The sequence below is a fragment of the Ruminococcus sp. YE282 genome (assembly GCA_900101355.1).
Classification (GTDB): domain Bacteria; phylum Bacillota; class Clostridia; order Oscillospirales; family Acutalibacteraceae; genus Ruminococcoides; species Ruminococcoides bromii_A.
This window is the reverse complement of record FMUV01000039.1, coordinates 1-24,378: the sequence shown is the minus strand read 5'-3', so window position 1 is coordinate 24,378 and position 24,378 is coordinate 1. Positions and strand designations below refer to the sequence as shown.

The window sequence follows — 24,378 nt, the reverse complement described above, 5'->3', positions numbered from 1 at the left end:
TCCCATCTTTTCGTGGTCTGCCTTTTGGCTTTATTGCTATTTCTGCCGCAAGTTTCTTTTGATTTTTGTTGTATCTTGTTTTGAAATCTCTCATTTCTTTATATGCAAAGCCAAATTTTTCTCCGGTTTCTCGCAGTGTATGTCCTTGCTCTATATATTCAATCAGCTCTTTCTCATAGTCTTTTAGATGTCTGTATCTCCTTGGCATAACAAAAACCTCCTATGGTAGTTATTTTTATTCTACCATAGGAGGCTGTTTTTTTCTATTGTCCGTTTTTTACGGACTTGTTCAAGCATTACTGCCCCATAATTTTTATCCATCCTGCTGTGTAAAAATCATTTAATTCCTGTAGATATACCTTTGCAGAATCAAGAGGCATATCGTGAATAATCATTTCAAAAAATGCATTCATCATACCGGTAACAAGAATGTGCTCAAGTCGCCTGTCGTTATTAGGAACAGGGCTGCCGAGTTTGTTAAGCACATCGTAATATTTGTGAGTAGCGTCTACCTCAAGTTCAACCAGCTCATCAATCATAAATGCATAACGTGTGCCTTTGGAGCATTGCAGAATCAAGTGAAGTTCATCAAGATGTTCGTAACAATAAAAAAGCTGCTGTTCCATAGATTTGCGAGAAATTTTACCCATTTGTTCAGGCTGTGACTCAATCGGAAGACTTGCAAATTTATCAAGGGATTCTTTATATCTTGACATTATATGCTCATAAACATCTTGTACAAGGGCTTTAAACAATTCTTCCTTGCTGCCGTAATATCCATAGAAAGCTCCTGTTGTAACGCCTGCGTTCTTAACAATATTTCTGAGAGAAGCAGATTGAAATCCCTTTTCCAAAAATTCTGCTTTTGCAGCTATATGAATTAAATTAAGAGTAGATTTTTCGTCTTCGCCCATAATGCAGTTCCTTATAACAGTGTTATATAACACTGTTATATTATAGCAGATTAATCATGTTTGTCAAGTATTTATAAAAAAAATCCTTGCATAATTTAACTACAAGATTTTGTTTATGCCAATAATTAAAGGAGTACCTTTCAGTACTCCTTTATGCTAAAACAGTTTTATTTTAAATAATCGCATAGCGTTTTTGTACATAACATTGTCATAATCATCTTTTGAAACCATAGACTTAAATTCATTAAAATATTGTTGATACAATGACCTTTCGCCTGTTTTATTGTGAAGGTATGTGTCCTTACCGTCAATCGGATTATCGGAGCCAAAAAGCATCTTTTCGCTTCCGTATCTCTTTATAGCTTCAAGCGTTGTAGAAAGCGGAACCCACGTTGTATCGCCATATAGATTCGGAAGCTTGCCGAGAAGCTCAAGCGCTGTACGGTTATCCGTTCCCAAATCCATATGAACCATAACAAAGTTAATTTCAGGATGCTTTTTTGCAGCATTATAGAGATAAATCGACTCAGCCTCAATGCAACCGCCTGTATGCGAAACAACAGGCAGGTTAAATTCACGGGCAAGTTTGTATATATTTTCCATTCTTTCATCATCTGGAAATGTTCGGGAATGAAAAGGATGAAGCTTAATTGCATAAACATAGTCAATGTTGTTTTTAAGCAACTGCACAAACTCCCTGTCGGGCTGTTCCGTGCGAATTTTCATCCACGGCACAGCGCCGATTTTAGAAGGATATTTTTTTGCAAAATCAAGAGTTTCTCTGAACACGGTGTTCTGAGATTTTTGCTGACTTTGTAAAATCGGTTTTCCCGAATGGTCGTTCTCGGCTCCGTTAATGTTTGACACAAGAGAAAAATCTATACCGTATTTTTTCATTGAATACAATACTTCTTCCTCTTTCATATCAAAATTCATAATCTTGCCGATATGAACGTGTGTATCAATAATCATAATCTATATTATTCCCTAAAGAAATAGGTTTTAATGACATTTAAATCAAATAACGCAAAATTATTCAGACTTTTTCTTATAGAAAGGTTCTATTCCCTTTACGGCGGTTCTGCCAAATTCCATTGAGAATGGCATCATAGAAAGTTGCGACTCATCATCAAGGAACGGCTTTGCAACATCTGAAATAGCACCGAAAGTCTGCTCCATATTGCCGACAAAATCAACAACTATGAGATAACTTTTGAGTCCGTTCTGCTCAATCATTCTGAGATATGCGGCATTAACCAAAGGTTGTGTGCTGAAATGATTTATCAATGCTGCCATAAGGTCTATCGGATACTCATCGGGATCTCCGAGCTGAACAGGCGTATCGGGTTTGATTGTGTTTTTCTTCATTCTCATATAATCACGCTGCTGTTTGATTGAATGAACCATCGGCTTAGGGAAAGTTACACTTTTGCCGAAAGGATTGATTACAAAACCGCAAATATTGGCATTTGGATCAGTTACCATCTGTGCAAGGCTGTCAAAATCCGTAACGACTTTATTTGCCTGTTCGTTGCCCTTCCATTTGTTCAATTCGTCAATATCCGTAAATGTTCCGAAATACTTTTCTTTATTTGCATTTTCAAGCAATCTGAACTGAACCTGTGTTGAGTTGCCCATAATTGTCTGACCGTTTCTTGTTTCCGCCTTTGGAACAGTCTGAACTTTTGCAGGCAAAATAAACTTGGCATTTACCACTTCGTCTATCATTGCGTCAATGTTTTCTTTGCTTCCCTCCGCCTGCATTTTTTCAATAGCTGCACAAAGTTTTGGGTTTGTTATTTTCTCGGCAGGAATTTTGCTGCCTTCCATTTTTACATTTTTTAATTCATTCATATTAATGCCTCCATAAATTATTCTTCAACTGTATAAATCTTATCAGGCTCAACGCTTAGTCCCTCTCCCTCAGGATATTGAACGCTATCGGTTGCGTCACCGTCATCAAAGATTATATGAGGTGTTTCCCAATCTTTTGTAAATGTATAACTGTATTTGCCGTCGGATTCCTTAGTCATTTCTACGCCCGGCCATGAATCATTTTCATTTAGTGAGTCGTCATAAACATAGGCGTATATTTCATCGCCCCAATCTTCTGAATCAGGCTTTTGGAAATATACCTTTGTGCCCTTTGACACCTTATATGATGTTTTCTGAATAAACACAAATTTTTCGTATGTGCCCAAGCCCTGCTTATTCTTTGCGGTAAGAACAAGTGTCGCTGTTCCGTCGTTATCGGGCTTCAGAGTTACGGTGTCACCATCTTCAAAGCTTTTTTCATCTCCGCCGTTTACAGTATAATTACCTTTTTCTGAATTGGCAAGTGTAAGCTCAACATTAACAGTATCGCCCTCAAATGTAAACTTTGTATCATCTGACACGCCGACTTCTGCCTGAGAAGCATATTTTGTATAGCCCTCGTTATAAAGAACGACAACGGAGTTTGACGGAATTTTTGAATCACAGGTTAATTTACCGTTCTTTACCGTATACTCGGTTTTGTTGTCAACACGATCAACATATTTTCCGTCGGCAAGGTTCGTATCAAAATTAACCTCTTTGTCGCCGAGAGTATTGACAATTACAACACCCTTTTTTCCTCTTTCAATCATAAGCAATGACGAATCCATATTAGGATTAACAAGGTTTTCGTCTTCACCGATCATTGCGGTTCTAAAGAAGTTTACAGCGGAAACTCTACTGTCTTTGTACATATCATCGCCCTGAACGCCGATTCTGTTCATTCCCCACTCGTCTTCAACAGAGCTGTTGTAAGGACGTGAGAAAAACAACGGTGTACCGTCCTTGCGTGCAGTGATAATTGACCAACCAAGAATAACCTGGTCTTTGTTGAGCTGTGCCCAAGTGCCGTCGTTAATATAATTATCATGAGACTCCACCCAAGTAACCATATTAAGCGGAGCATTGCCAAGCCAATATTCCTTTACGGCACTGGTATCAATCATATTATTTTCTACCGCAGAACGTATTTTGCTGCCGTATGTGCTTGAAGTGGTGCGACCGATAGCATCAATATAGTCGGCAATTCTGTCATTATTGCCTTGCAGCACCTCGCCGTAAATAAACATATCGTCGGCTTTATCAATCTCTGTTGTTACACGTTCCCAAAAATTATTTTCAAAGCCGTCATCTTCTTTTGGGTCATCGGGAAGTCCGATATGCTTTGCAGTATCATAACGGAATCCGTCAGCACCGCAAGCTATACAATCATTTATAAAATCAATGAAATAGTCCTGAAAAGACGGACGTTCGGTGTTAATGTCAGGTAATCCGCCCATTTTGTATGTAGTACATTCCAGACGGTCACTGTAATCTTTCAAATCATATGCATTGCCCTTGTGATAAAGGGTTTCAAGACTTCCGCCGCCTGCATTAATTAAATCTTGGCTAACCTTATCGGTTTTGGGAGTGGTATGGTTAGCGATTATATCAACTATAACCTTAACGCCGTATTTTTCGGCTTCGTCGCACATTTCCTTAAATTCATCACGTGTGCCAAGCTGATAATTTCCGATTTTAAAATCGGTCGGTTGGTAATGATAATACCACTTGCCGTTGCCGTATAGCTGCATTCCGCCGTTTTCACCCTCAAGGCATTCGTTTATAGGCGAAGTCTGTATAGCAGAAAAACCTGCCGCTGCAATATCAGCCATTGAATTTTTTATTGTGTTAAAGTCCCAACAAAAAGCTTGCAGTATTGCACCGTTTTCAACCTTTTCGGAAGTTTTAAATTCAGTTGATTCCGAAGAACCCGAGTTACAGCCGGAAAAGAAAGTCGCAGCAGACGACATCATCAAAAGTGACAAAGCACCTGCAATAATTCTTTTATGCAAAATAAAGCGCCCTCTTTCTATATATTTACGTAAATTAAATACAATATCGGTTACTATTATAACATTAATTTTTGATAGTTTAAATAGTTTTTTGCAAATTATATATATTTTTTTGAAAAACAGCAAATATTGTAATTACAAATGTGATGATGTATAATACAATGTATCAATAATTTTGGCAATTGTTTGGGAGCAAAATATGAACTACGCAATTATTATTACAGTATATTATGAAACTGTAAACACGCTAAAACTTTGCAGAAGGCTGTGTGAACTCGGTGCGGATAACATTGTTATTGTAAATGACGGAGCAAAGCTTTCCGAGCAATATTCTGCCGAAATAATCAGTATGGGATCTCATGTGATTAACCTTGCCAAAAACGAAGGAAAGGGCGCAAGTTTAAAAGCAGGAATACGTTATGCTCATAAAAAAATATATAATATAAAGGGTTTTATTACAGTGGATTCCGACGGTCAGCACAGTGCTGAGGATGTTATAAAGGTAGCTCATGCAATGGATTTGCGCCCTGATACTCTTGTGCTTGGCAAACGTGATATGAGAAAAGCAAGTACTCCGTTTAGAATACGCCTTGGAAACAAAATTTCATCTGCTTATTTTAAGGTTATCACGGGTGTGAGCTGTAAGGACACCCAAACAGGGCTGAGAGGTATTCCAAATTCTTTGTACGAACTTGCTATAAGTACAAAAGGCAACCGTTTTGACTATGATATGAATTTTTTAACAAAATGCGCAGATAAAAAGATACCTATATATAACATAAGCATAACGGCGGATTATTCTGAAAACAAAAGAAGCGATTACAAAATTATCAGAGATTCATATCTGATATACGCTACTCCTCTGAGATTTGCCACAGCCTCAATAGGATGTGCGCTTATAGACCTGATTTTGTTTACACTGATTACCTACATCTTGCCCACTTCACTGGCTTTAAATGTTTTGATTGCGACGGTTTTGGCAAGAATTGTTTCAGGCGGAATTAACTTTTTAATAAACAGAAGAGTTATTTTTAAAGATAACGGCAATCTCAAACAACAGGTTAAGCGGTTTATAATTCTGTTTACCGGGATTATGTGTACAAGCTCTGCAATTGTAGCATTGCTGTCATTTATTCCTATGCCGGTTACCATTACAAAGGCAATAGTAGATATTCTTTTGTGGACAGTTAATTATACTTTACAGAGAAAATGGGTTTTTAACTCTAAAAAATAAACATTACCTTACAGAGGTGATAAATATGCTGATAAAAATCGGTAACTTTGAATACACCGAAGTGTGGGACGGTATATTTTATAAGAAATTGTCAAACTATGCCAAAGTATCCGATTGGGAAATTCGAACAATAATTGAATTTATTGATTATGAAAATAAGCATGGCAGAGAATGTACCATAGAATGTGAAAACAAAAACTTGCTAATGCAGATTAATCAAAAAATCAAAAACAGAGAGGTATACTTAAAAACACTATGTCCTAAACTTTTGACTGAATGCACAGCCTGTCCATACAGAAGGGGGTGTGCTACGGACTTTGTATGCCATACAACCTCGGTAGAAAATGCAATTAAAGTTTTCAAGTGCGGAAAACTATTGTCTGCATTAAACGCTCGAAAAGTGTCGGTTGAACAACTGATGAAAGAAAAGCGAAATGCCGCAAACGACCCTGCTGATTACTTTGAATACATCATGTTTTCTTGGGGCAATTGTCAGGCAGGAGACCGTTTGGTTATGGAACGTGCATTAAAACGGTTTCCGAATGAAAAAGATTTGAGTGAGAATTTCAATCCCGGCATCAGATTCTATTTTCAATATGACAAATTATCAATGCACCCAAATGTAACATTTGACGGCGTGCTTCCTATGAAAATCAAGGATGAATTGCAGCTCAGTGATTGGGTGTATAAAATTGTTATTCCAACCAAAGTTAAATATGAATTAGAAAAATATATACCCGATGAATTAAAGAACAGGGTTGTCTATATTGAAAATGATTGCAAGGATATTTGGGACTGGTCAGAAAAGGTTTACAGAGTAATCGAAAACGGTTATACAAATTTGCAGAAGTAGTGGCGCTTTTATAATTAGAACACAATAACTGTTACAATTCACATTATAAGCCGTCTTATTTTTATTAAATGACTTTTACTTCACATTATTTTGATTTTATAACATGACAAAATTCTTAAAGCTCTTAAATTTTATGTTGACATTCCCCCATACAGATATTATACTATTGATAGAAAATCAATGTGAATTTTTCTAAATTATAAATTTTATTTTCGTCACATTCATTTGAATAAATGAATGTGATGTTTTATTTTTTTAAGAAGTGTTTGTATGTCAACGGAAAATAAAATGTCAAAATTATCTGTGAATAAGCTGATTATACAGATGTCATTACCGCCATTGTTTTCAATGTTTTTACAATACTCATATAACTTCATAGACAGCATATTTATCGCAAAATTGGGAGAAGATGCACTTGCAGCTGTGTCGCTGTCGTTTCCGATAACAACACTTATGAATTCGTTATCCGTATGGATTGGCGTAGGCGTAAATGTTATGATTGCCGGTTATTTAGGTAAAAAAGAAAATAGCAAAGCAAATTCAACAGTCACATTAGGTCTTCTGTTATCATTTCTTATAGGAACGCTTGTAAATATAATTATCTTATTAACAACAAAACCTTACTACGAAGCATTCACTAACAACGCCGCAATATTAGAATACGGTCTTGAATATATGTCAATATGTGCCTTTATGCAAGTTCCGAATATGGTTCACATCAGTATTCAAAAAATGTTACAGGCTACCGGAAATATGTTGGCTCCTATGTGGTTTCAAACTGCAGGTGTAATTTTTAACTTTGTATTTGACCCATTGCTTATTTTTGGTATAGGTCCGTTCCCTAAAATGGGAATTTCCGGTGCCGCTCTTGCAACAGTCCTTGGATTCACTCTGTCTATGGTAATTTCATTAATTATGCTTCTGTTTACCAAACAGGATGTTAAATTTACAATAAAAGACTTTCACTTTGATTTTAAAATGATTGGAACAGTCTTTGCCTATGGTTTGCCGTCTTTCATTATGAATGGTTTAGGTGCTTTTATGGTAACATTTGTAAATATATTTCTTGTAACAAGTTCTGATTTAGCAGTTGCCTTTTTTGGTGCATATTTTAAAGTTCAGCAACTTATTGTTATGACTGTAAACGGTCTGATACAAGGTTGTCTGCCGATCATGAGGTTTAACTATGCAGCAAAAGAACAAGAACGATTAAAGCAGACGTTTTATAAAGGAACAATTATAACTGCAATTATGATGATTTTAGGTATGATAATCATATTTGCCTTTCCAAAAGAAATACTCAATCTTTTTTCCGCTTCCGATGAAATGCTTTCCTTTGGTATTCCCGCTGTCAGAATAATGTCACTTGGATTTTTATTCAACGGACTTTCCACAATGATAGCAACATATGCACAGGCAACCGAAAAAGTTTTTCAAAGCATTGTAATCCAAATACTTCGACAAGGAGTATTGTTATTTTTTAATATGTGGTTGCTCAATAATATATTTGGTATGACGGGTATTTGGCTATCTTTTCCGATTACTGAGTCTTTAGTATTTTTTATAGCATTATTCATTATTATGGGTAAAAAAGAAGTTAAATCTTATTAAAATGACGGCATAGTTTTAGTACTATGCCGTCAAAACAAATTAATATTAAGTTCACCCTAAATGCAAATGTACTCCACTCAACAAGCAGGGTATATCCGAAATTTCGGCAAAAGTTTTAATTTCTGCCGAACATCTGAAAAACTACACTCCCCTGTACTGCTTTTTGCAAACAGTGCAGAGGAGTGTCCGATTTAAACGTACGATAATATAACTATACTGTATCTTTGGCAAATCCCGAACCTTGGATTGCTCCCGCAGTAGTTACAATAATAAATGCATTTTTATCTATCTTTTTTATACCGTTTGTAATTTTAAACACCTGCTGAGGACGAACGGCACACATAATGACACGCTTTTTTTCACCGCTGTATGCTCCCTCGCCGTCAAGCAAGGTGACGCCTCTTTTGAGATTATTCAAAATAATCGTGCTGACCTCATCATACTTATTGGTAATTATAAACATCAGCTTGCCGTTACCTCGTGACGTACCGTATGATATTGCATCAATCACACGAATACTTACAAAAATTGCGATTCCGGCATAAAGTGCGCTTTCAAGACTGTTATATACAAAATACGCCGCCGCAAGAACAACAACGTCAGAAAGCATAATTATTTTTCCGGTTGATATAAACGGAAAATACTTGTGCAAAATCAAGGCGATTATGTCTGTTCCGCCCGTTGAACCGCCACGATAAAATATCAATCCCAATCCGGCACCGTTCAGAACTCCGCCAAATATTGATGCAAGCATTGTATCGCCCTTGTAAACAGGCAATATGGGATTAAGCACATCAATTGCGATAGACACCAAAAGCGTTCCGACAATGGTTTTGATTAAAAAGGCAATTCCGCTTTCTTTTGCACCCCAGAAAAACAAAGGAAGATTCATCAAAAAAATGAACAAACCTATCGGCAGTGAAAACATATAGTTAAGCATCGTAGCAATACCTGTAAAACCACCGGGTGCTATATTGTTTGCCGAGGTAAACACAACTACCGACACTGCATATATTACAGCCCCTGCCGCAATTATCAGATAATCCAAAACAGCTGTTTTTGCTGTATCAAACTTCAAACTCATTTTAAACAGTCCTTTCAATAACTATTTACGTTGAGCTATGTACGATTAAGTCAAAAAGTTCCTGTATTCTCGCTTCTTCTCCGCTGAGATGTAAATAGCCGAACAGACTTTCAAGTCCTGTTGCACTGTGATAATCTGCAACCGAGCCGTTTTTTGCCGTGGTTTTCGGTGCGGCGTTTCTGCCGCGCTTATAGACTGCGGTTTCTTTTTCGGTCAAATGAGGCAACAAAAATTGTGCAAACTTCGCCTGGCTTGTACAATTTACAAAACTCACTTTTATTTTGTTAAGTTCTCCGACCGGGCGATTTGCTAAATTCACAAGATAATCCCTCACAAGCAAATCATACACACCGTCACCCACAAATGCAAGAGTCAGGGGAGAAATCTCGTCAACTTTTGTATGAGACTTAGCAATATTTTCCATAATAATCTCCGATTACTCCATAAAGTCAAATTCTATATCGTATATTGAAACAGTATCGCCGTCATTACATCCCTTTTTACGCAATGCTTCAATGACGCCGCCGTTGACAAGAACCTTTTGAAAATAATTCAAACTTTCATAATCGTCAAAGTTGATGCCTTTCATAACCTGCAAAAGCCAATCAGCCTCTACCATATAAATTCCGTTAATATTTTTGATTGTAACAGAATGGTCGTCAAAATCTTCAACCTTAACTATCGGTGCAGGCTCGGCTTCATACTTTGAAATCGGCGGTAATTTTGAAAGCATTTCCTGGATTTTCTTCAGCATTGGGTCAACATCATAACGAATTGCAGCCATTATAGGGAAAAAGTCGTACCCTTTGTTTTCGACATATTCCTTAAATTCTGCAATTTGTTCATCGGTTGCCATATCGCATTTGTTTCCGGCAACAATCATCGGACGTTCGGCAAGCTCAGGGTTAAACTTTGCAAGCTCGGCATTTATAGTCTCAAAGTCTTCAATCGGGTTTCTTCCCTCACTGCCGGAGACATCAACAATATGAACAAGCATTCGGCAGCGCTCAACGTGTCTCAAAAATTGATGTCCAAGTCCTGTTCCCTGCCATGCACCCTCAATGAGTCCGGGAATATCAGCCATTACAAATGAAGAGCCTTCACCCATTGATACAACACCAAGGACAGGTGTAATTGTTGTAAAATGGTAGTTGGCAATCTCAGGCTTTGCCTGTGAAACAACAGAAACAAGCGTGCTCTTGCCAACATTAGGAAATCCGACAAGTCCTACGTCAGCAAGGAGCTTAAGTTCAAGGACAACGTCAAATTCCTCTCCGGGAAGTCCGGGCTTTGCAAATCTCGGTACCTGGCGCACAGGTGTTGCAAAGTGGGGATTCCCCCAACCGCCCTTGCCGCCCTTTGCAACGACATAAGGTTTATCATCGGAAACATCGGCAAGGATTCTGCCTGATTGTTCTTCTTTTACCACGGTGCCGACAGGCACACGAATAATTAAGTCTTCTGCATTTCTTCCTTTGCAGCGACCGCCTCTGCCGTTTTCGCCTTTTGGCGCAGAGTATTTGCGCTTATAGCGAAAATCCGCAAGCGTTGAAAGGTTTGAATCGGCAACAAATACAATGTTGCCTCCTCTGCCGCCGTCACCGCCGTCGGGACCACCGGCAGCAACATATTTTTCACGGTGAAACGAAACGGCGCCGTCGCCGCCGTCACCGGCTTTAATTTTAATTTTTGCCTTATCTACAAACATAGTTATCTCCGAAATAATTATAAGTATATATAACCTAAGTGATATATTCCCCGCCTCTTAGTCGGCGGGTCCTGTCCAGAATTAAACAGCAGTCATTCATTTTGGATTTATACTTAAATAAAGGTTATTATCAACACAACAATAGTATTGCAATAATTTTTGATATTAAACAAAAAGGGTGGATTATTAAATCCACCCTTAAATGCAATGTAATTACTGCTCAACAGGATAAACGCTTGCGCGCTTTCTGTCTTTGCCTACACGCTCAAATCTGAGAACACCGTCAATCTTTGCAAACAATGTATCATCAGAACCGATGCCTACATTTTCACCCGGGTGAATATGTGTGCCTCTCTGCTTTACAAGGATGTTGCCTGCAAGAACCTTCTGACCGTCAGCGCGCTTAACGCCAAGACGTTTTGATTCACTGTCACGGCCGTTCTTTGTAGAACCCATACCTTTTTTATGAGCGAATAACTGAATGTTTATTTTAAGCATTACCTTACACCTCCGTAATTTTAACTTTAATATCTTTGGAATATTGCTCTGACAGAGCAGTTAGGTGAAGTCTAAGCCCACCAAGAATATCTCTTGATTTTTCGGCATCAGACTTTGACAGATTTAAATTAACAAATCCGTCCGATTCGGTAACATCAGCGTTAATGTGCTGAACTTCGGTAATTGTGTTTGCCGACATAATCACAGCGGAACTTACCGCAGCACAAACTATGTCGCTGCCCTCCTGTGCATAATCCGAGTGACCGCTTACAGTAAAGCCGCAAATCAAATTGCCATTCGTTTTAAAAGTTACCGTAATCATAATCAGGCTTCGATTGAAGTAATCTTAACCTGAGTGTAAGGCTGTCTGTGACCCTTTGCCTTCTTTTCGCCCTTCTTTGGCTTGTAAGTAGCAACTCTGATTTTCTTGCCCTTACCGTTCTTAATTACCTCAGCAGTAACCTTTGCACCCTCAACAAACGGAGTACCAACCTTGATTGAGTCGTCTGTGCCGACTGCAACAACGTCAAATGTTACTGTATCCTGAGCTTCGGCGTCAAGCTTTTCGATAAAGATAACTTCGTCGTTTGTTACCTTGTACTGCTTACCGCCTGTCTGAATAACTGCGTACATTTCATTCATCCTTTACATTGGGCTCGCTACTAATGGGTGGATAAAATCACTTATAACCCACAATATGCGGCTTATATACTATAACACAAAGAGAATTTGTTGTCAACCGATTTTTGAAATATTTGGATATATACTGACAAATAACCTTATTTCAAAGCATAGAAGACACCAGAGTTTTGATTATAACGTAGTGCAGAGATTCCACGCCTCTTAGATGGCGGGTTTTCTCAGATCTTTCAGTGGGAGTAATAATCTCACACTGAAATCTTGAGGGGCTAACGCCCTTTGCAACCTTGCAATCTATCGCAAGCTCTACTCCTTGCAAGCAAAGCTGAGCTTGCTCCGATTTAAATAAAATACTTAATCAAATATTGTTTTGTATTTTGGCCGCTTTTAATGTGTTTTTCATAAGGGTTGCAATAGTCATAGGTCCCACTCCACCGGGAACAGGTGTTATGTAGGAGCACTTGTCCTTTACGTTTTCAAAATCCACGTCTCCGCAAAGTTTGCCGTTTTCATCTCTGTCCATTCCAACGTCAATTACAACTGCTCCGTCCTTGACCATATCGGCAGTCACAAACTTTGGTCTGCCTACCGCAGCAACAAGAATATCCGCCTGCTTGGTTACTTCGGCAAGATTTTTTGTGCGACTGTGGCAAATGGTTACCGTTCCGTTTTCGTGGAGCAACAGCATTGCCATAGGTTTGCCGACTATGTTGCTTCTTCCGATTACGACACAATTTTTGCCGCTAACTTCAATATTATAGGAATGAAGCATTTCCATTACGCCTGCGGGTGTGCATGGCAAGAAGTCATATTCACCCAACATAATTTTTCCTACATTTACGGCATGAAATGCATCAACATCCTTCTTTGGATTTATTGCCGCAATTACAGCCTTATCATCAAGGTGCTTCGGCAAAGGAAGCTGAACAAGAATACCGTTTATATCATCTTTATTGTTAAGTGTCTCGACAAGGTTCAAAAGTTCCTGCTGAGTTGTTTCGGCAGGAAGTGCATATTCTTCCGACTTAAAACCGACAAGCTCACAAGCTTTTTTCTTATTATTCACATAAACTCTTGATGCCGGGTCGTCTCCGACAATAACTACCGCAAGACCCGGAGTAATTCCGTGAGTTTCTTTAAGTTTAAGCGTCTGCTGTCTTACTTCTTCCTTTACCTCTGACGATACCTTTTTTCCGTCTATAATCTGCATAAAACGCATCCTCCTTTTTGATATTTATAATAAGAAACACTATACCTGTAATGCACAACAACACCGACAACAGCTGAGATACCCTGACGTCCATTTCGAAAATTTGAAACGGAAGATAAAGGCTGTCAGTACGAAGTCCCTCAACTATTGTTCTTTCAAATCCGTACCATACAAGATATGAGAAAAATATTTGACCCGAATATCTTTGTCTGTATTTGCCATAAAAATGGAGCAAAGCAAATCCCAAAAGGCACCAAACTGATTCATAAAGAAAGCAGGGGTGAACGGGAATATTGGAAGTGTTTTCACTCATCATAGCCCACGGCAAATTTGTCGGTGAGCCAAACGCTTCCTGATTCATAAAATTGCCCCATCTGCCTATTCCCTGTCCAAGAAGGAAACCCATCATTGTAATATCAAGAATAGGCATAATGTCCATTTTTTGAATTTTTGCAACGGTAAGACCGCCTATAAGCGCACCGATTATGCCTCCGTAAATTGCAAGTCCGCCGTTGTGAATATACAGAATCTCAATCGGATGTTGACCGTAATACTCCCACTTAAAGAAGCAAAAATACAATCTTGCGCCGATTATTCCGGTGATAATTCCGACAAAAATGCAATTGAGGAGTTTGCTGAAATCCGTCTTGTAGCGCGGTGAAGATTTGTAGGCGTAGAGCACGGCAAGCATCATACCTGTTGCAATGATTATGCCGTACCAATATATTTTCATATTTCCGAAAGAAAATGCGACAGGGTCAATGTTAAACTCCCAACCGATATACGGAAAACTGACTTTCATATATTACACCTCACCATCAGGAGATTTTACAACTGATAGAGTGCAATTGTTAACGTCAAGCATCTTTTGAAGTTTGGCGTTTACATCTTCAAAACTTGCGTTTTCAACAGCGTTGATATACTTAAAAAATTCATTATCGTTAAAATGATAATCAAGAATTGCATTGGCAATCGAGCTTACAGAATTAAGGGAAGAAATTACATCGCCGTATACCGACTTGCGTGCAATATCAAAATCTTCTTTGTTAAGTCCGTTAGCCTTATATTTTGAAATAAACTGTTTAATCATTTCGGCAGCCTGTTTTGGAGCTCTTGATTCTCCGCCGAAAATTACGGAACAATATCCCGGACCGTCAAACAGTTCGTATGAAAAAGTGCTGTTAATCAGGTTTGCGTCCATAAGACTGCGATAAAGTGAACTTGCGGGAGAAGCAAGCATCGAAAGCAAAATATTGGTTTCCGCAAGTTGCTTCTCGGTTAATACGCTGTCGGTTTTTTCCTTAAAGCCAAGGTTAAACATAGGCATAGATACCGGGAAATTCTGCTCAACATAAGGCTCTGCAATTTCGTACGGCTCGTCCTCAAAGTAATTCTTAATCTCGTGTTTTTCATTGTTTTTTAGCATTTTGTCACAGATTTTCAGCACCTGTTCGGGGGTTACGTTACCCGCAACACAGAGAGCCATATTTCCGAGATTATAAAATACATTGTATACCTGATACAGTTTTTCAGCCGTTATTTGAGCAATAGTTTCTACCGTGCCGGCAATATCAATTTTTACAGGGTGATTTTGATACATTCCGCCAAGCATATTAAACATAACACGCCAATCGGGAGAGTCATCATACATTTTGATTTCCTGACCGATTATTCCCTGCTCCTTTGCAACGGTTTGAGCTGTAAAATACGGGTCTTGAACAAAATCAAGAAGCATTTCAAAGCTCTCGTCAAACTTGCTTGTACAAGAGAAAAGATAACAGGTCTTTTCAAAACTTGTGTAAGCGTTTGCGTTTGCTCCTGTTTGGGCAAACTTTGCAAAAACGTCTCCCTCTTCGCTTTCAAAAAGCTTATGTTCAAGATAATGGGCTATACCGTCGGGAACGGTAATTTTTTCGCCCCCATCACAAGAAAAGCAGGTGTTTATACTGCCGTACTTTGTACCGATGATTGCATATGCAGACTTATAGCCCTCTTTCGGATAAACATATACAGTCAATCCTGTGGGGTGGTTAATTTTGTAGTAGCTGTCGCCTGCTCTGTCTGATTTTATTTCCTGTATTTTCATCTTTTACCTCTTACTTATTCTTTAATGTATAAACGGTATCAAGCGTTAATTTATTTGCAGAATTGACTATCTGTTCCTTTGTAACGGCGTTAATCTCATTTGAAAGTTCCTCAATTGTCTTAAATCCGCCGTCAAAAAGCTGCCCTGTATACCAAACTTCAATTCCGCTTACCGTATCATTTGTAGAATAAAACATATTTATCATGGCTTTTTTTGCCGCTTCAATTTCAAAATCGGTAATCAAGCCATTCTTCATATCATCAATTTCTTTTATTATTCCCTGCTCAGCTTTTTCAATATTTTCACTCTCAACGCCGCTGTCAACTGTCAGGATTCCCTTATTTCTGTCAAAGCGTGATGAGCAATAATAGCAAAGGCTCTGCTTTTCACGGACATTACAGAACAGCTTTGAGCTTGCCGTACCGCCTAAAATTGCACACATAAGGCGTGTTGCGATAACGTCCTCGTCGGGAACAGCACAATCTGTACGAAAGCCCATAACCAATTTTGACTGTGAAAGCTCCATTTCTTCGGTTACATGCTTAGGTTCTGAAGCAGAGCGAACAATCTGAGTTGTATTTTTGGCAGGCTGTCTGTCATATTTTGAAAAAGCATTTTTAAACACTTCTTTTGCATTATCAGACGGACTGTCGCCGATATACATAATTTCAACAACGGCGGTATTTAACATATTCTTCCAGGCATTATAAAGAGACTCCGGAGTTGCCGCCTTGATTTTCTCGGCTGTACCGTAACGTTTCATACCGAAAACTTCGTTATTGCACATATTTTTGATAAGCTGACCGTTAGCATAAATACGCTTATCGTTAAATTCGGAATCTATAACATCCAAAAGCTGTCTGCGCTCCTGTTCAACTTCCGATTCAACAAATTTGCCGTCATTAACGTTAGGCTCAAAAATAACGCTGCACAATAGAAGTGAAAGCTCTCTTGCCACACTTTCGGAGGCAAATGCATATCTGTCATCAATTCCGTTTGTGCTCAGCGAAAGCACCTGACGGTCGCCTATTTTACTTATAGAAATATTCAAATCCGCACCGTAAAGAGAAGCAAGCTTTTTGCTTAGTGCGGTAAAATCAGGATAAGCCTTGCAGGAACGTGAAAGCACTCCAAAAAGCAAAGCATTTTCCGAAGCTGTTTCCTCGGAAAGAGGAAGTATAATATTTGCAGTAATTTTCATCGTCTTAAAGCGGCTGTCTTTTACACTGCTGAAAAACACACCGTCGGCGATTTCAACTCTGTTGATTGAATTCATTTTATCAACTCCAATATATATTCATTTATAGTATAACATAATTATACAAATTATAAAAGTATTTTTGCACAAATAAAACAAGTACTTATTTAAACTGAGAATCTGTAACTTTAGGCTATAAACAGTTCAAATTTGTATGTGCAAAATAATTTGTAAAATAATGTAAAGTTGTTAAAATGCGTTTTACATTAAAACAAATGCAGTTGTTCAAAACATAGATTTTATCGCATTATTCAGATATTTTCATAATTTAAAGAACAGATTTACTATTTTACATATATTTTACAAAACGTTTGTTTTTGATTTTACACCGCAAATGTATGATAAAAGTGTAGTCAGGAAAAGCTGACGAAAAATAATACCGATTTGAATTAAGAAAGGAAATCGAAATGAAAAAATTAATTTGTATCGCACTTGCAGCTCTTATGGCACTTGCAGTATTTGCAGGCTGCGGAGAACAGAAAGATGACAGTTCTTCGGATTCATCTTCAAGCTCATCAAGCGCATCATCAGACGCAAAATCAAAAAGCGAAGGCACCGTATCAACAGACGGTTCAACTTCAATGGAAAAAGTTATCGGCGCACTTGGCGAAGCATTTGAAGAAGCAAACAAGGGCATATCGTTCACCTATAACCCGACAGGTTCAGGTTCAGGTATTGAAGCTGTAACAGCAGGCAGATGCGACATCGGTCTTTCAAGCCGTGCACTTAAAGACGACGAGAAATCAAAAGGTCTTAAAGAAACAACCCTTGCTCTTGACGGTATTGCAATTATCGTAAATCCTCAAAATTCAGTTTCAAACCTCAGCCTTGACGATATTACAAAAATCTATAAAGGTGAAGTTACAAACTGGAAAGATGTCGGCGGCAGCGACGGCGAAATTGTACTTATCGGTCGTGAAGCAAGCAGCGGCACAAGAGACGGTTTTGAAAGCATCACAAAAACCAAAGACAAATGTCAGTATCGTCAGGAACTTACATCAACAGGTGATGTAATCACAGCGGCATCTCAGAATCCTAACGCAATCGGATATGCTTCACTTGCTTCTGTAAAAGAAAGCGTAAAAGCAGTATCGGTTGACAATGTTGCTCCAAGCGAAGAAACAGTTAAAGACGGCAGTTACGTAGTTCAGCGTCCGTTCGTACTTGTAACAAAGGAAAACGAAAAGCTCTCCGACTCTGCTCAAAAATTCTTTGACTATATTACTTCAAGCGATGCTGCAAGTATAATATCAGAAGCAGGCGCAGTTCCTGTAAACTAAAATTTCGCAGCTAACAGGGCAGCTTCTGCAGCTGCCCTTATTGTGCGTAAGTGAATCAGAAGGAAATGAATATGAAAAAAAATATGAAGAATAAGAAACAGTTATTTGAAAACATAGTTCACGGCATATTTTTAATATTAGGATTAATCACAGTAGGTTTTGTTCTGCTTATTACAGTATATCTTGTAGTTTCAGGTATACCGGCAATTCAAAAAATCGGGTTATTTGACTTTTTGTTCGGACAAGAATGGGCTTCTACCGCAGAAAACCCAAAATACGGTATTCTTCCGTTTATCTTAACAAGTATTTACGGTACGGCAGGTGCAATTATCCTTGGTGTACCGATAGGATTTTTGTCAGCGGTCTACCTTGCAAAACTTGCACCAAAAAAAATAAAAACAGTTATTGAATCCGCAATCAGCCTGCTTGCAGGTATTCCCTCCGTTGTATACGGTCTTGTGGGTATGATGATTCTTGTACCGGGAATAAGACAGGTATTTAACGTTAAAGACGGCGCAAGTTTGCTTGCCGCAATTATTGTGCTTGCAATAATGATTTTGCCGTCGGTAATAAAAGTTTCAATCACGGCTCTTGAGGCTGTTCCAAAGGAATACGAGGATGCGTCTCTTGCACTTGGCGCCACACCGACAGAAACATATTTCAAAGTTTCTGTAAAGGCGGCAAAAAGCGGTATTGCGGCTGCGGTTGTACTTGGCGTAGGCAGAGCAATCGGAGAAGCGATGGCAGTTATGATGGTATCGGGCAATGTTCCGAATATGCCCGAACTGTTTCAAAGCGTACGATTCCTTACAACAGCGGTTGCAAGTGAAATGTCTTATTCATCGGGTTTGCAAAAAGAAGCGTTATTCTCAATAGCACTTGTTCTGTTCCTGTTTATTATGCTCATAAATGCAACTCTTAACTTCTTTTTGAAACGTGATAAGGAGAAATAATTATGCTTAATAATAAAATGTCAAAGAGCCGCAGAACATACATAATAACGCTAAAAATTCTTATGGCGCTCGCCACGGTGTTCACCTGTGCAATCGTAATTTTTCTGATTGTGTATGTTATGGTTAAAGGTATCCCGAATATTTCGTGGGAAATGCTGACAACCAAACCAAGTTATCTTTCTGACAGAATCGGTATTTTACCTGATATTTTGAATACATTGTATATAGTTATTGCAACTTTGGCAATTGTACTTCCGCTTGGTATCGGCGCCGCAATATACTTAACCGAATATGCGGCAAACAAAAAAATAGTGGGAATTATAGAATATGCGGCAGAAACTTTGTCGGCTATCCCTTCAATCATCTACGGCCTTGTAGGAATGTTGTTCTTTTGCCAATTCTTGAATTTACAAACTTCGATTTTGGCAGGTGCACTTACACTTGTAATTATGAATCTGCCTACGATTATGCGTACAACTCAGGAAAGCCTTAAAACAGTTCCTCAAAGTTACCGTGAAGGCGCTTTCGGACTCGGAGCCGGAAAATGGAGAGTTATCAGAACGGTAGTTCTTCCGGGATGTATGGACGGCGTAATCACAGGATGTATTTTGTCGGTCGGCAGAATCCTCGGTGAATCCGCAGCACTTTTGTTTACGGCAGGTTTTGCTCACGCGCTCAACGGATTTTTTGACGGACTCGGAAGTGCCGGCGCAACACTTACCGTTGCTCTTTATGTATATGCAAAAGAACAGGGCGAGTTTGGCGTTGCATTTGCAATTGCGGCAATACTTATGATTATGTCAATTATTATAAACCTTTCCGCTACACTTGTAGAAAAGTATTTTAACAGGAGAAATAAAATATGAGTAATATAGTAACTGTCAAAGATATGTGCCTTTGGTACGGAGCTCATCAGGCACTCAAGGATATTAACATTGACATTCCCGAAAAAAGCATCACTGCGCTTATCGGACCGTCCGGCTGCGGAAAATCAACCTTTCTTAAAACTCTCAACAGAATGAACAACCTTATTCCGGGCGTTAAAATCACAGGAGACATACGATATAAAGATACCGATATATTCGATTCGTCGGTAAACGTAAACGAACTCAGACGTGAGGTTGGTATGGTATTTCAAAAACCTAACCCATTCCCTATGAGCATATATGATAATATCGCTTACGGACCTCGTACACACGGAATTAAAAATAAAGCAAAGCTTGACGATATAGTTGAACGTTCCCTAAAAGACGCGGCAATTTGGGACGAAGTAAAAGACAGACTCAAAAAGAATGCACTAGGTCTTTCAGGCGGACAACAGCAAAGGCTGTGCATTGCAAGAGCTATTGCGGTTGAACCCGAAGTTCTGCTTATGGACGAACCTACATCCGCGCTTGACCCGATTTCAACTTCAAAAATTGAAGAGCTTGCATTGGAACTGAAAAAGAAATATACTATAATTATTGTAACGCATAATATGCAGCAAGCTGTGCGAATTTCTGACAAAACCGCATTTTTCCTGCTTGGAGAGCTTGTTGAATACGATGATACGGAAAAACTGTTCTCTGAGCCTAAGGATAAACGCACAGAAGATTACATTACAGGAAGGTTTGGTTAACTATGAGAAGTCATTTTGATGAACAGCTTGCACAGCTTAACAAAGAACTTATTGAAATGGGCGCATTATGCGAAGAGGTAATCGCACTTGCGTCAAAAGCGTTAAGCGGTGCTGACGGAAAGATGGCAAAGAAAGTTGCTTCTCTTGACAATGAGATTGACGAAAAAGAAAGAGATATTGAATCACTTTGCCTCAGACTGCTTTTGCAGCAACAACCTGTTGCCGGAGACTTAAAACAGATTTCTGCAGCATTAAAGATGATTACTGATATGGAACGTATCGGAGACCAGGCAGAAGATATTGCTGAAATAATTAACTTTCTTGACGGAAGAACATTTGAAAACGATGAACTTTTGCGTGAAATGGCAAGAGCCACAATTAGGATGGTTACAAACAGCGTTGACGCCTATGTCAAACATGATATAATATTGGCAAAAGAAGTTATTAAATCTGACGATGTAGTTGATAAATACTTTGACAGAATAAAGCACGAATTAATAGATAAAATATCAAAAAATCCCGATGACGGAGAATATGCAATCGACCTTATAATGATTGCGAAATATTTTGAACGTATCGGAGACCATGCAGTTAATATTGCCGGATGGGTTATATTCTCTGTAAACGATACTCACACGGAGGAATAAAAATGATTTGGTGTGTTGAAGACGACGCAAGCATCAGAGATATTGAAGTTTATGCACTTAAATCAACCGGGTATGAAGCCAAGGGATTTGAAGACGGCAAAAGCTTTTGGGAAGCTTTAAAAATCATAAAGCCTCAGCTTGTTGTTCTTGATGTTATGCTCCCGGAAATTGACGGAATTGAGCTTTTGAAAATGATGAAAGCATCTCCTGAACTTTGTGATATTCCCGTTGTTATGGCAACAGCCAAAGGCGCAGAATACGACAAGATTCAGGGACTTGATTTGGGTGCGGATTATTATCTTGCAAAACCGTTTGGGGTAATGGAGCTTGTATCGTGTGTAAAGGCTGTACTGCGGCGCTGTTCTCCAAAACAGGAAAAGAAGCACTATAAACGCGGCGGTATTGAGCTTAACCTTGAGGAACACACCGTTACCGTAGACGGAAACCGTATTGAGCTGACGTATAAAGAATTTGAGCTTTTGCATCTGTTTATGCTTCAACCGGGCACGGCATTCACACGAAGCAGACTGTTTAATGAAATTTGGGGTATGGACTACTGCGGAGAAACCCGAACGGTAGATATGCATATCCGTACTCTCAGACAAAAGCTTGGAAAGTACGGCAGCCTTATTGAAACCGTAAGAAATGTAGGTTACAGAATGGAGGCAGAGAAATGACCAAGAAAATTTTTAAGTCCATTGTTCTTGTCGCAGGAGTAGTTTTGCTGGCAAGCATTGTAATTATAATGGGAGTTCTTTACCAGTATTTTGGTGAAGTGCAGGAAAATCAGATGAAAGATGAATTGAGCATTTCATCTGTTGCAGTTGAAGAAGACGGCGTTACATATCTAAGCAAGCTTGAATCAAATCGTTACAGGATAACCTGGATAAAAGCAGACGGCACAGTTATTTATGATACAAAAAACGGTGCCGATACTATGGAAAACCATGCTGACCGTGAGGAGGTCAGAGAGGCTTTGAGCAGCGGAGAGGGCGAAGGCACACGTTACTCCTCTACCCTACTTGAAAATACTATGTACTGTGCAAAGCGACTTAGCGACGGAACAGTTCTCAGAATATCAATGAGCAGAGCCTCGGCAGGTGCCCTTGCATTCGGTATGATACAGCCGATATTAATTGTGTTGATAGTTGCATTAGCCCTTTCGGGAATCCTTGCAAGCCAAATTTCAAAAAGAATTGCAAGGCCGCTTAATGACCTTGATTTGGAACATCCGCTTGAGAACAACACATATGATGAAATATCTCCGCTTCTTAACAGAATTAATTTTCAGCACAAAGAAATTAAATCTCAGGTAAAAGAATTACAACAAAAAAAGGACGAATTTAATCAAATTACAAGCAGTATGAACGAAGGCCTTGTTCTTCTTGATAACAACGGTACGATTCTCAGCATTAACCCGGCTGCACAAAATATTCTTGAAACAGATGAATACTGTATCGGAAAAGATTTTCTCACAATAGACCGCAGACATGATATGAGTATTGCAATACAAAATGCACTCAACAACGGCAAAAGTGAGATTCGGAGTGAAATAAACGGACGTGAATATCAATTTGATATCAGCAGAATACAATCTGCAAATAAAACAATCGGTGCCGTACTTCTTGCCTTTGATATTACAGAACGTGAACTTGCTGAAAAAACACGCCGTGAGTTTACGGCAAATGTTTCTCATGAACTAAAAACACCGCTTCAGGGAATTATCGGCAGTGCGGAACTTATTGAGGGCGGAATGGTAAAGCCCGAAGATATGCCGAGATTTGTTAGTCATATAAAAGAAGAAGCCAAACGTTTGGTGGTATTGATTGAAGATATTATCAGACTTTCGGAACTTGATGAGGGCAGTGCAATGCCGCAAAGTGAAGTTGATTTGCTTAATATAGCCAATGAAGTAAAAAACAACCTTGACGAAACGGCAAAAGCAAAAAACGTCAGCATACAGGTAAGCGGTAAAAATGTGGTTATTGAGGGCGTAAAACGTCTTATTTATGAAATTATATTTAACCTTTGCGACAATGCAATTAAATATAATAAAGACGGCGGAAAGGTTGACATTTCGGTTTCTGAAACAGAAAGCAACTCGGTTATCAAAGTAAAAGACAACGGAATCGGCATTGCTCCTGAAGAACAGAATCATATTTTTGAACGTTTTTACAGAGTAGATAAAAGTCATTCAAAAGCCTCAGGCGGCACAGGACTTGGTCTTTCAATTGTAAAACACGCTGTTCAATATCACAACGGCACAGTTACAATTGACAGCCAAATCGGAAAAGGTACCGAAATCACAATTGCTATTCCTAAAAACAAATAATTCTCAGTAATGCATATTAAAAAGCAGGTATGATATCTATTAAGATTGTCATACCTGTTTTTTCATTCTATGTTCTCGTTCTAATAAATTCTAATAAAAAGGCTCTATCATAAATAAAACTTTTACAAAATAAAGCATACAAAAAGCAAGCGGTAGCTTTTTACCACCGCTTGCTTAAATTCAGTATCAATTGTTCACTTTTATTTTATTGGATTGCCTCAACTTGTCTGCATTACATCTTTTTTTGGCGCATTGTAAAATGAGGTTGCAACAATAAAATAAATAGTCCATAGAGACGATTCTGTAGTAGAATTGAGTTACCACTCACCAATTCGAAAGGAATCATCACTATGGACAATCCCAATTGTAACACAGGACACAAGAAATATCAACACCTGACATCGGAAGAACGACACATAATTGAAGTGCGCTTCAATGAGGACAAGTGGACGATCTACGCAATCGCCAAAAGTCTTGGAAGACCATACAACACAATCAAAAACGAGATTAACCGTGGTACGGTATATCTCTACAACGGAAAGATAGCCAGATATAAGGCTGACAAAGGCGAGGAAGCATATCGT

At 38.7% G+C, this 24,378-nt stretch carries 26 protein-coding genes; 11 read left to right on the top strand and 15 right to left on the bottom strand.

All coding sequences use genetic code 11. The features are described from left to right. The 5 genes from BLP46_RS10670 to BLP46_RS10650 form a co-directional block, all read right to left on the bottom strand. Positions 1 to 208 (bottom strand): hypothetical protein (locus BLP46_RS10670; RefSeq protein WP_143000486.1); only part of this gene is annotated, 208 nt, incomplete at its 3' end. Between the two features lie 88 nt (positions 209 to 296). Beyond that, positions 297 to 914: a TetR/AcrR family transcriptional regulator gene (locus BLP46_RS10665; RefSeq protein ID WP_092978841.1), complete on the bottom strand. Its 618-nt coding sequence runs from the start codon at positions 912 to 914 to the stop codon at positions 297 to 299. A gap of 156 nt (positions 915 to 1,070) precedes the next feature. Then, positions 1,071 to 1,886: an amidohydrolase family protein gene (locus tag BLP46_RS10660; RefSeq protein ID WP_092978840.1), complete on the bottom strand. Its 816-nt coding sequence runs from the start codon at positions 1,884 to 1,886 to the stop codon at positions 1,071 to 1,073. Between the two features lie 60 nt (positions 1,887 to 1,946). Beyond that, positions 1,947 to 2,768 (bottom strand): enhanced serine sensitivity protein SseB, encoded by an 822-nt coding sequence (locus tag BLP46_RS10655; protein ID WP_092978839.1) that lies wholly within the window; start codon positions 2,766 to 2,768, stop codon positions 1,947 to 1,949. Between the two features lie 17 nt (positions 2,769 to 2,785). Then, positions 2,786 to 4,783, bottom strand: coding sequence for an alpha-amylase family glycosyl hydrolase (locus BLP46_RS10650; RefSeq protein WP_092978837.1), 1,998 nt, complete (start codon positions 4,781 to 4,783; stop codon positions 2,786 to 2,788). Positions 4,784 to 4,982: 199 nt separating this feature from the next. Here BLP46_RS10650 and BLP46_RS10645 point away from each other — a divergent pair, with 199 nt between their 5' ends. The 3 genes from BLP46_RS10645 (at position 4,983) to BLP46_RS10635 (ending at position 8,481) form a co-directional block, all read left to right on the top strand. Beyond that, positions 4,983 to 6,017 (top strand): bifunctional glycosyltransferase family 2/GtrA family protein, encoded by a 1,035-nt coding sequence (locus BLP46_RS10645; RefSeq protein WP_092978836.1) that lies wholly within the window; start codon positions 4,983 to 4,985, stop codon positions 6,015 to 6,017. Positions 6,018 to 6,042: 25 nt separating this feature from the next. Further along, entirely contained in the window at positions 6,043 to 6,870 is an 828-nt protein-coding gene (locus tag BLP46_RS10640) for a hypothetical protein (RefSeq protein WP_092978834.1), read from the top strand. A 270-nt stretch (positions 6,871 to 7,140) separates the two neighbouring features. After that, on the top strand, positions 7,141 to 8,481 hold the full coding sequence (locus BLP46_RS10635) for an MATE family efflux transporter (RefSeq protein ID WP_092978833.1): 1,341 nt from the start codon (positions 7,141 to 7,143) through the stop codon (positions 8,479 to 8,481). 211 nt (positions 8,482 to 8,692) lie between these two features. Here the strand turns inward: BLP46_RS10635 and BLP46_RS10630 are convergent, their stop codons facing one another. The 10 genes from BLP46_RS10630 to yfmF all read right to left on the bottom strand — a co-directional run bounded on the left by BLP46_RS10630 (position 8,693) and on the right by yfmF (position 16,982). Further along, positions 8,693 to 9,565, bottom strand: a complete 873-nt coding sequence (locus BLP46_RS10630) for a YitT family protein (protein WP_092978832.1) — start codon at positions 9,563 to 9,565, stop codon at positions 8,693 to 8,695. Positions 9,566 to 9,590: 25 nt separating this feature from the next. Beyond that, complete coding sequence (locus BLP46_RS10625) at positions 9,591 to 9,989, bottom strand: Mini-ribonuclease 3 (protein WP_092978830.1); 399 nt, start codon at positions 9,987 to 9,989, stop codon at positions 9,591 to 9,593. A gap of 12 nt (positions 9,990 to 10,001) precedes the next feature. Next, on the bottom strand, positions 10,002 to 11,273 hold the full coding sequence (gene obgE, locus BLP46_RS10620; protein ID WP_092978828.1) for a GTPase ObgE: 1,272 nt from the start codon (positions 11,271 to 11,273) through the stop codon (positions 10,002 to 10,004). A 213-nt stretch (positions 11,274 to 11,486) separates the two neighbouring features. Further along, on the bottom strand, positions 11,487 to 11,771 hold the full coding sequence (gene rpmA, locus BLP46_RS10615; protein ID WP_092978827.1) for a 50S ribosomal protein L27: 285 nt from the start codon (positions 11,769 to 11,771) through the stop codon (positions 11,487 to 11,489). Positions 11,772 to 11,775: 4 nt separating this feature from the next. Further along, complete coding sequence (locus tag BLP46_RS10610; RefSeq protein WP_092978826.1) at positions 11,776 to 12,093, bottom strand: ribosomal-processing cysteine protease Prp; 318 nt, start codon at positions 12,091 to 12,093, stop codon at positions 11,776 to 11,778. A 2-nt stretch (positions 12,094 to 12,095) separates the two neighbouring features. Continuing rightward, a complete protein-coding gene (rplU, locus tag BLP46_RS10605; protein WP_092978824.1) occupies positions 12,096 to 12,404 on the bottom strand; it encodes a 50S ribosomal protein L21 in 309 nt (102 codons plus the stop codon). 364 nt (positions 12,405 to 12,768) lie between these two features. Beyond that, a complete protein-coding gene (gene folD, locus BLP46_RS10600; protein WP_092978823.1) occupies positions 12,769 to 13,620 on the bottom strand; it encodes a bifunctional methylenetetrahydrofolate dehydrogenase/methenyltetrahydrofolate cyclohydrolase FolD in 852 nt (283 codons plus the stop codon). After that, positions 13,553 to 14,422 (bottom strand): prolipoprotein diacylglyceryl transferase, encoded by an 870-nt coding sequence (lgt, locus tag BLP46_RS10595; protein ID WP_092978820.1) that lies wholly within the window; start codon positions 14,420 to 14,422, stop codon positions 13,553 to 13,555. The genes folD and lgt overlap by 68 nt, the downstream gene beginning before the upstream one ends. 3 nt (positions 14,423 to 14,425) lie before the next feature. Beyond that, complete coding sequence (yfmH, locus tag BLP46_RS10590; RefSeq protein WP_092978818.1) at positions 14,426 to 15,706, bottom strand: EF-P 5-aminopentanol modification-associated protein YfmH; 1,281 nt, start codon at positions 15,704 to 15,706, stop codon at positions 14,426 to 14,428. Between the two features lie 10 nt (positions 15,707 to 15,716). After that, positions 15,717 to 16,982 carry an EF-P 5-aminopentanol modification-associated protein YfmF gene (gene yfmF, locus BLP46_RS10585; protein WP_092978816.1) on the bottom strand — a complete coding sequence of 422 codons (1,266 nt, stop codon included), beginning with the start codon at positions 16,980 to 16,982 and terminating at the stop codon, positions 15,717 to 15,719. A 389-nt stretch (positions 16,983 to 17,371) separates the two neighbouring features. On the opposite strand from yfmF, the gene BLP46_RS10580 reads away from it, so the two are divergent. From BLP46_RS10580 to BLP46_RS10545, 8 genes are all read left to right on the top strand, one after another. Continuing rightward, on the top strand, positions 17,372 to 18,244 hold the full coding sequence (locus tag BLP46_RS10580; RefSeq protein ID WP_092978814.1) for a phosphate ABC transporter substrate-binding protein: 873 nt from the start codon (positions 17,372 to 17,374) through the stop codon (positions 18,242 to 18,244). A 71-nt stretch (positions 18,245 to 18,315) separates the two neighbouring features. Next, positions 18,316 to 19,197 (top strand): phosphate ABC transporter permease subunit PstC, encoded by an 882-nt coding sequence (gene pstC / locus BLP46_RS10575; protein ID WP_502685993.1) that lies wholly within the window; start codon positions 18,316 to 18,318, stop codon positions 19,195 to 19,197. A gap of 2 nt (positions 19,198 to 19,199) precedes the next feature. After that, entirely contained in the window at positions 19,200 to 20,063 is an 864-nt protein-coding gene (pstA, locus tag BLP46_RS10570; protein ID WP_092978812.1) for a phosphate ABC transporter permease PstA, read from the top strand. Next, a complete protein-coding gene (pstB, locus tag BLP46_RS10565; protein WP_092978810.1) occupies positions 20,060 to 20,815 on the top strand; it encodes a phosphate ABC transporter ATP-binding protein PstB in 756 nt (251 codons plus the stop codon). Before pstA ends, pstB begins: the two co-directional genes overlap by 4 nt. Before the next feature lie 2 nt (positions 20,816 to 20,817). Then, the gene (phoU, locus tag BLP46_RS10560) at positions 20,818 to 21,462 is read left to right on the top strand and encodes a phosphate signaling complex protein PhoU (RefSeq protein ID WP_092978808.1); all 645 of its coding nucleotides are present in this window, start codon (positions 20,818 to 20,820) and stop codon (positions 21,460 to 21,462) included. A gap of 2 nt (positions 21,463 to 21,464) precedes the next feature. Continuing rightward, a complete protein-coding gene (locus BLP46_RS10555) occupies positions 21,465 to 22,139 on the top strand; it encodes a response regulator transcription factor (RefSeq protein ID WP_092978807.1) in 675 nt (224 codons plus the stop codon). Then, entirely contained in the window at positions 22,136 to 23,794 is a 1,659-nt protein-coding gene (locus BLP46_RS10550) for a sensor histidine kinase (protein ID WP_092978805.1), read from the top strand. The genes BLP46_RS10555 and BLP46_RS10550 overlap by 4 nt, the downstream gene beginning before the upstream one ends. A 350-nt stretch (positions 23,795 to 24,144) precedes the next feature. Next, on the top strand, positions 24,145 to 24,378 hold a 234-nt coding region (locus tag BLP46_RS10545; protein WP_143000485.1), incomplete at its 3' end, for a helix-turn-helix domain-containing protein.

What these genes read in the sequence shown, in the direction of transcription:
- BLP46_RS10665 (WP_092978841.1), bottom strand. Translation starts at nt 914, where the DNA reads ATGGGCGAAGACGAAAAATCTACTCTTAATTTAATTCATATAGCTGCA.
- BLP46_RS10660 (WP_092978840.1), bottom strand. Translation starts at nt 1,886, where the DNA reads ATGATTATTGATACACACGTTCATATCGGCAAGATTATGAATTTTGAT.
- BLP46_RS10655 (WP_092978839.1), bottom strand. Translation starts at nt 2,768, where the DNA reads ATGAATGAATTAAAAAATGTAAAAATGGAAGGCAGCAAAATTCCTGCC.
- BLP46_RS10645 (WP_092978836.1), top strand. Translation starts at nt 4,983, where the DNA reads ATGAACTACGCAATTATTATTACAGTATATTATGAAACTGTAAACACG.
- BLP46_RS10640 (WP_092978834.1), top strand. Translation starts at nt 6,043, where the DNA reads ATGCTGATAAAAATCGGTAACTTTGAATACACCGAAGTGTGGGACGGT.
- BLP46_RS10635 (WP_092978833.1), top strand. Translation starts at nt 7,141, where the DNA reads ATGTCAACGGAAAATAAAATGTCAAAATTATCTGTGAATAAGCTGATT.
- BLP46_RS10630 (WP_092978832.1), bottom strand. Translation starts at nt 9,565, where the DNA reads ATGAGTTTGAAGTTTGATACAGCAAAAACAGCTGTTTTGGATTATCTG.
- BLP46_RS10625 (WP_092978830.1), bottom strand. Translation starts at nt 9,989, where the DNA reads ATGGAAAATATTGCTAAGTCTCATACAAAAGTTGACGAGATTTCTCCC.
- obgE (WP_092978828.1), bottom strand. Translation starts at nt 11,273, where the DNA reads ATGTTTGTAGATAAGGCAAAAATTAAAATTAAAGCCGGTGACGGCGGC.
- rpmA (WP_092978827.1), bottom strand. Translation starts at nt 11,771, where the DNA reads ATGCTTAAAATAAACATTCAGTTATTCGCTCATAAAAAAGGTATGGGT.
- BLP46_RS10610 (WP_092978826.1), bottom strand. Translation starts at nt 12,093, where the DNA reads ATGATTACGGTAACTTTTAAAACGAATGGCAATTTGATTTGCGGCTTT.
- rplU (WP_092978824.1), bottom strand. Translation starts at nt 12,404, where the DNA reads ATGTACGCAGTTATTCAGACAGGCGGTAAGCAGTACAAGGTAACAAAC.
- folD (WP_092978823.1), bottom strand. Translation starts at nt 13,620, where the DNA reads ATGCAGATTATAGACGGAAAAAAGGTATCGTCAGAGGTAAAGGAAGAA.
- lgt (WP_092978820.1), bottom strand. Translation starts at nt 14,422, where the DNA reads ATGAAAGTCAGTTTTCCGTATATCGGTTGGGAGTTTAACATTGACCCT.
- yfmH (WP_092978818.1), bottom strand. Translation starts at nt 15,706, where the DNA reads ATGAAAATACAGGAAATAAAATCAGACAGAGCAGGCGACAGCTACTAC.
- yfmF (WP_092978816.1), bottom strand. Translation starts at nt 16,982, where the DNA reads ATGAATTCAATCAACAGAGTTGAAATCGCCGACGGTGTGTTTTTCAGC.
- BLP46_RS10580 (WP_092978814.1), top strand. Translation starts at nt 17,372, where the DNA reads ATGAAAAAATTAATTTGTATCGCACTTGCAGCTCTTATGGCACTTGCA.
- pstC (WP_502685993.1), top strand. Translation starts at nt 18,316, where the DNA reads ATGAAAAAAAATATGAAGAATAAGAAACAGTTATTTGAAAACATAGTT.
- pstA (WP_092978812.1), top strand. Translation starts at nt 19,200, where the DNA reads ATGCTTAATAATAAAATGTCAAAGAGCCGCAGAACATACATAATAACG.
- pstB (WP_092978810.1), top strand. Translation starts at nt 20,060, where the DNA reads ATGAGTAATATAGTAACTGTCAAAGATATGTGCCTTTGGTACGGAGCT.
- phoU (WP_092978808.1), top strand. Translation starts at nt 20,818, where the DNA reads ATGAGAAGTCATTTTGATGAACAGCTTGCACAGCTTAACAAAGAACTT.
- BLP46_RS10555 (WP_092978807.1), top strand. Translation starts at nt 21,465, where the DNA reads ATGATTTGGTGTGTTGAAGACGACGCAAGCATCAGAGATATTGAAGTT.
- BLP46_RS10550 (WP_092978805.1), top strand. Translation starts at nt 22,136, where the DNA reads ATGACCAAGAAAATTTTTAAGTCCATTGTTCTTGTCGCAGGAGTAGTT.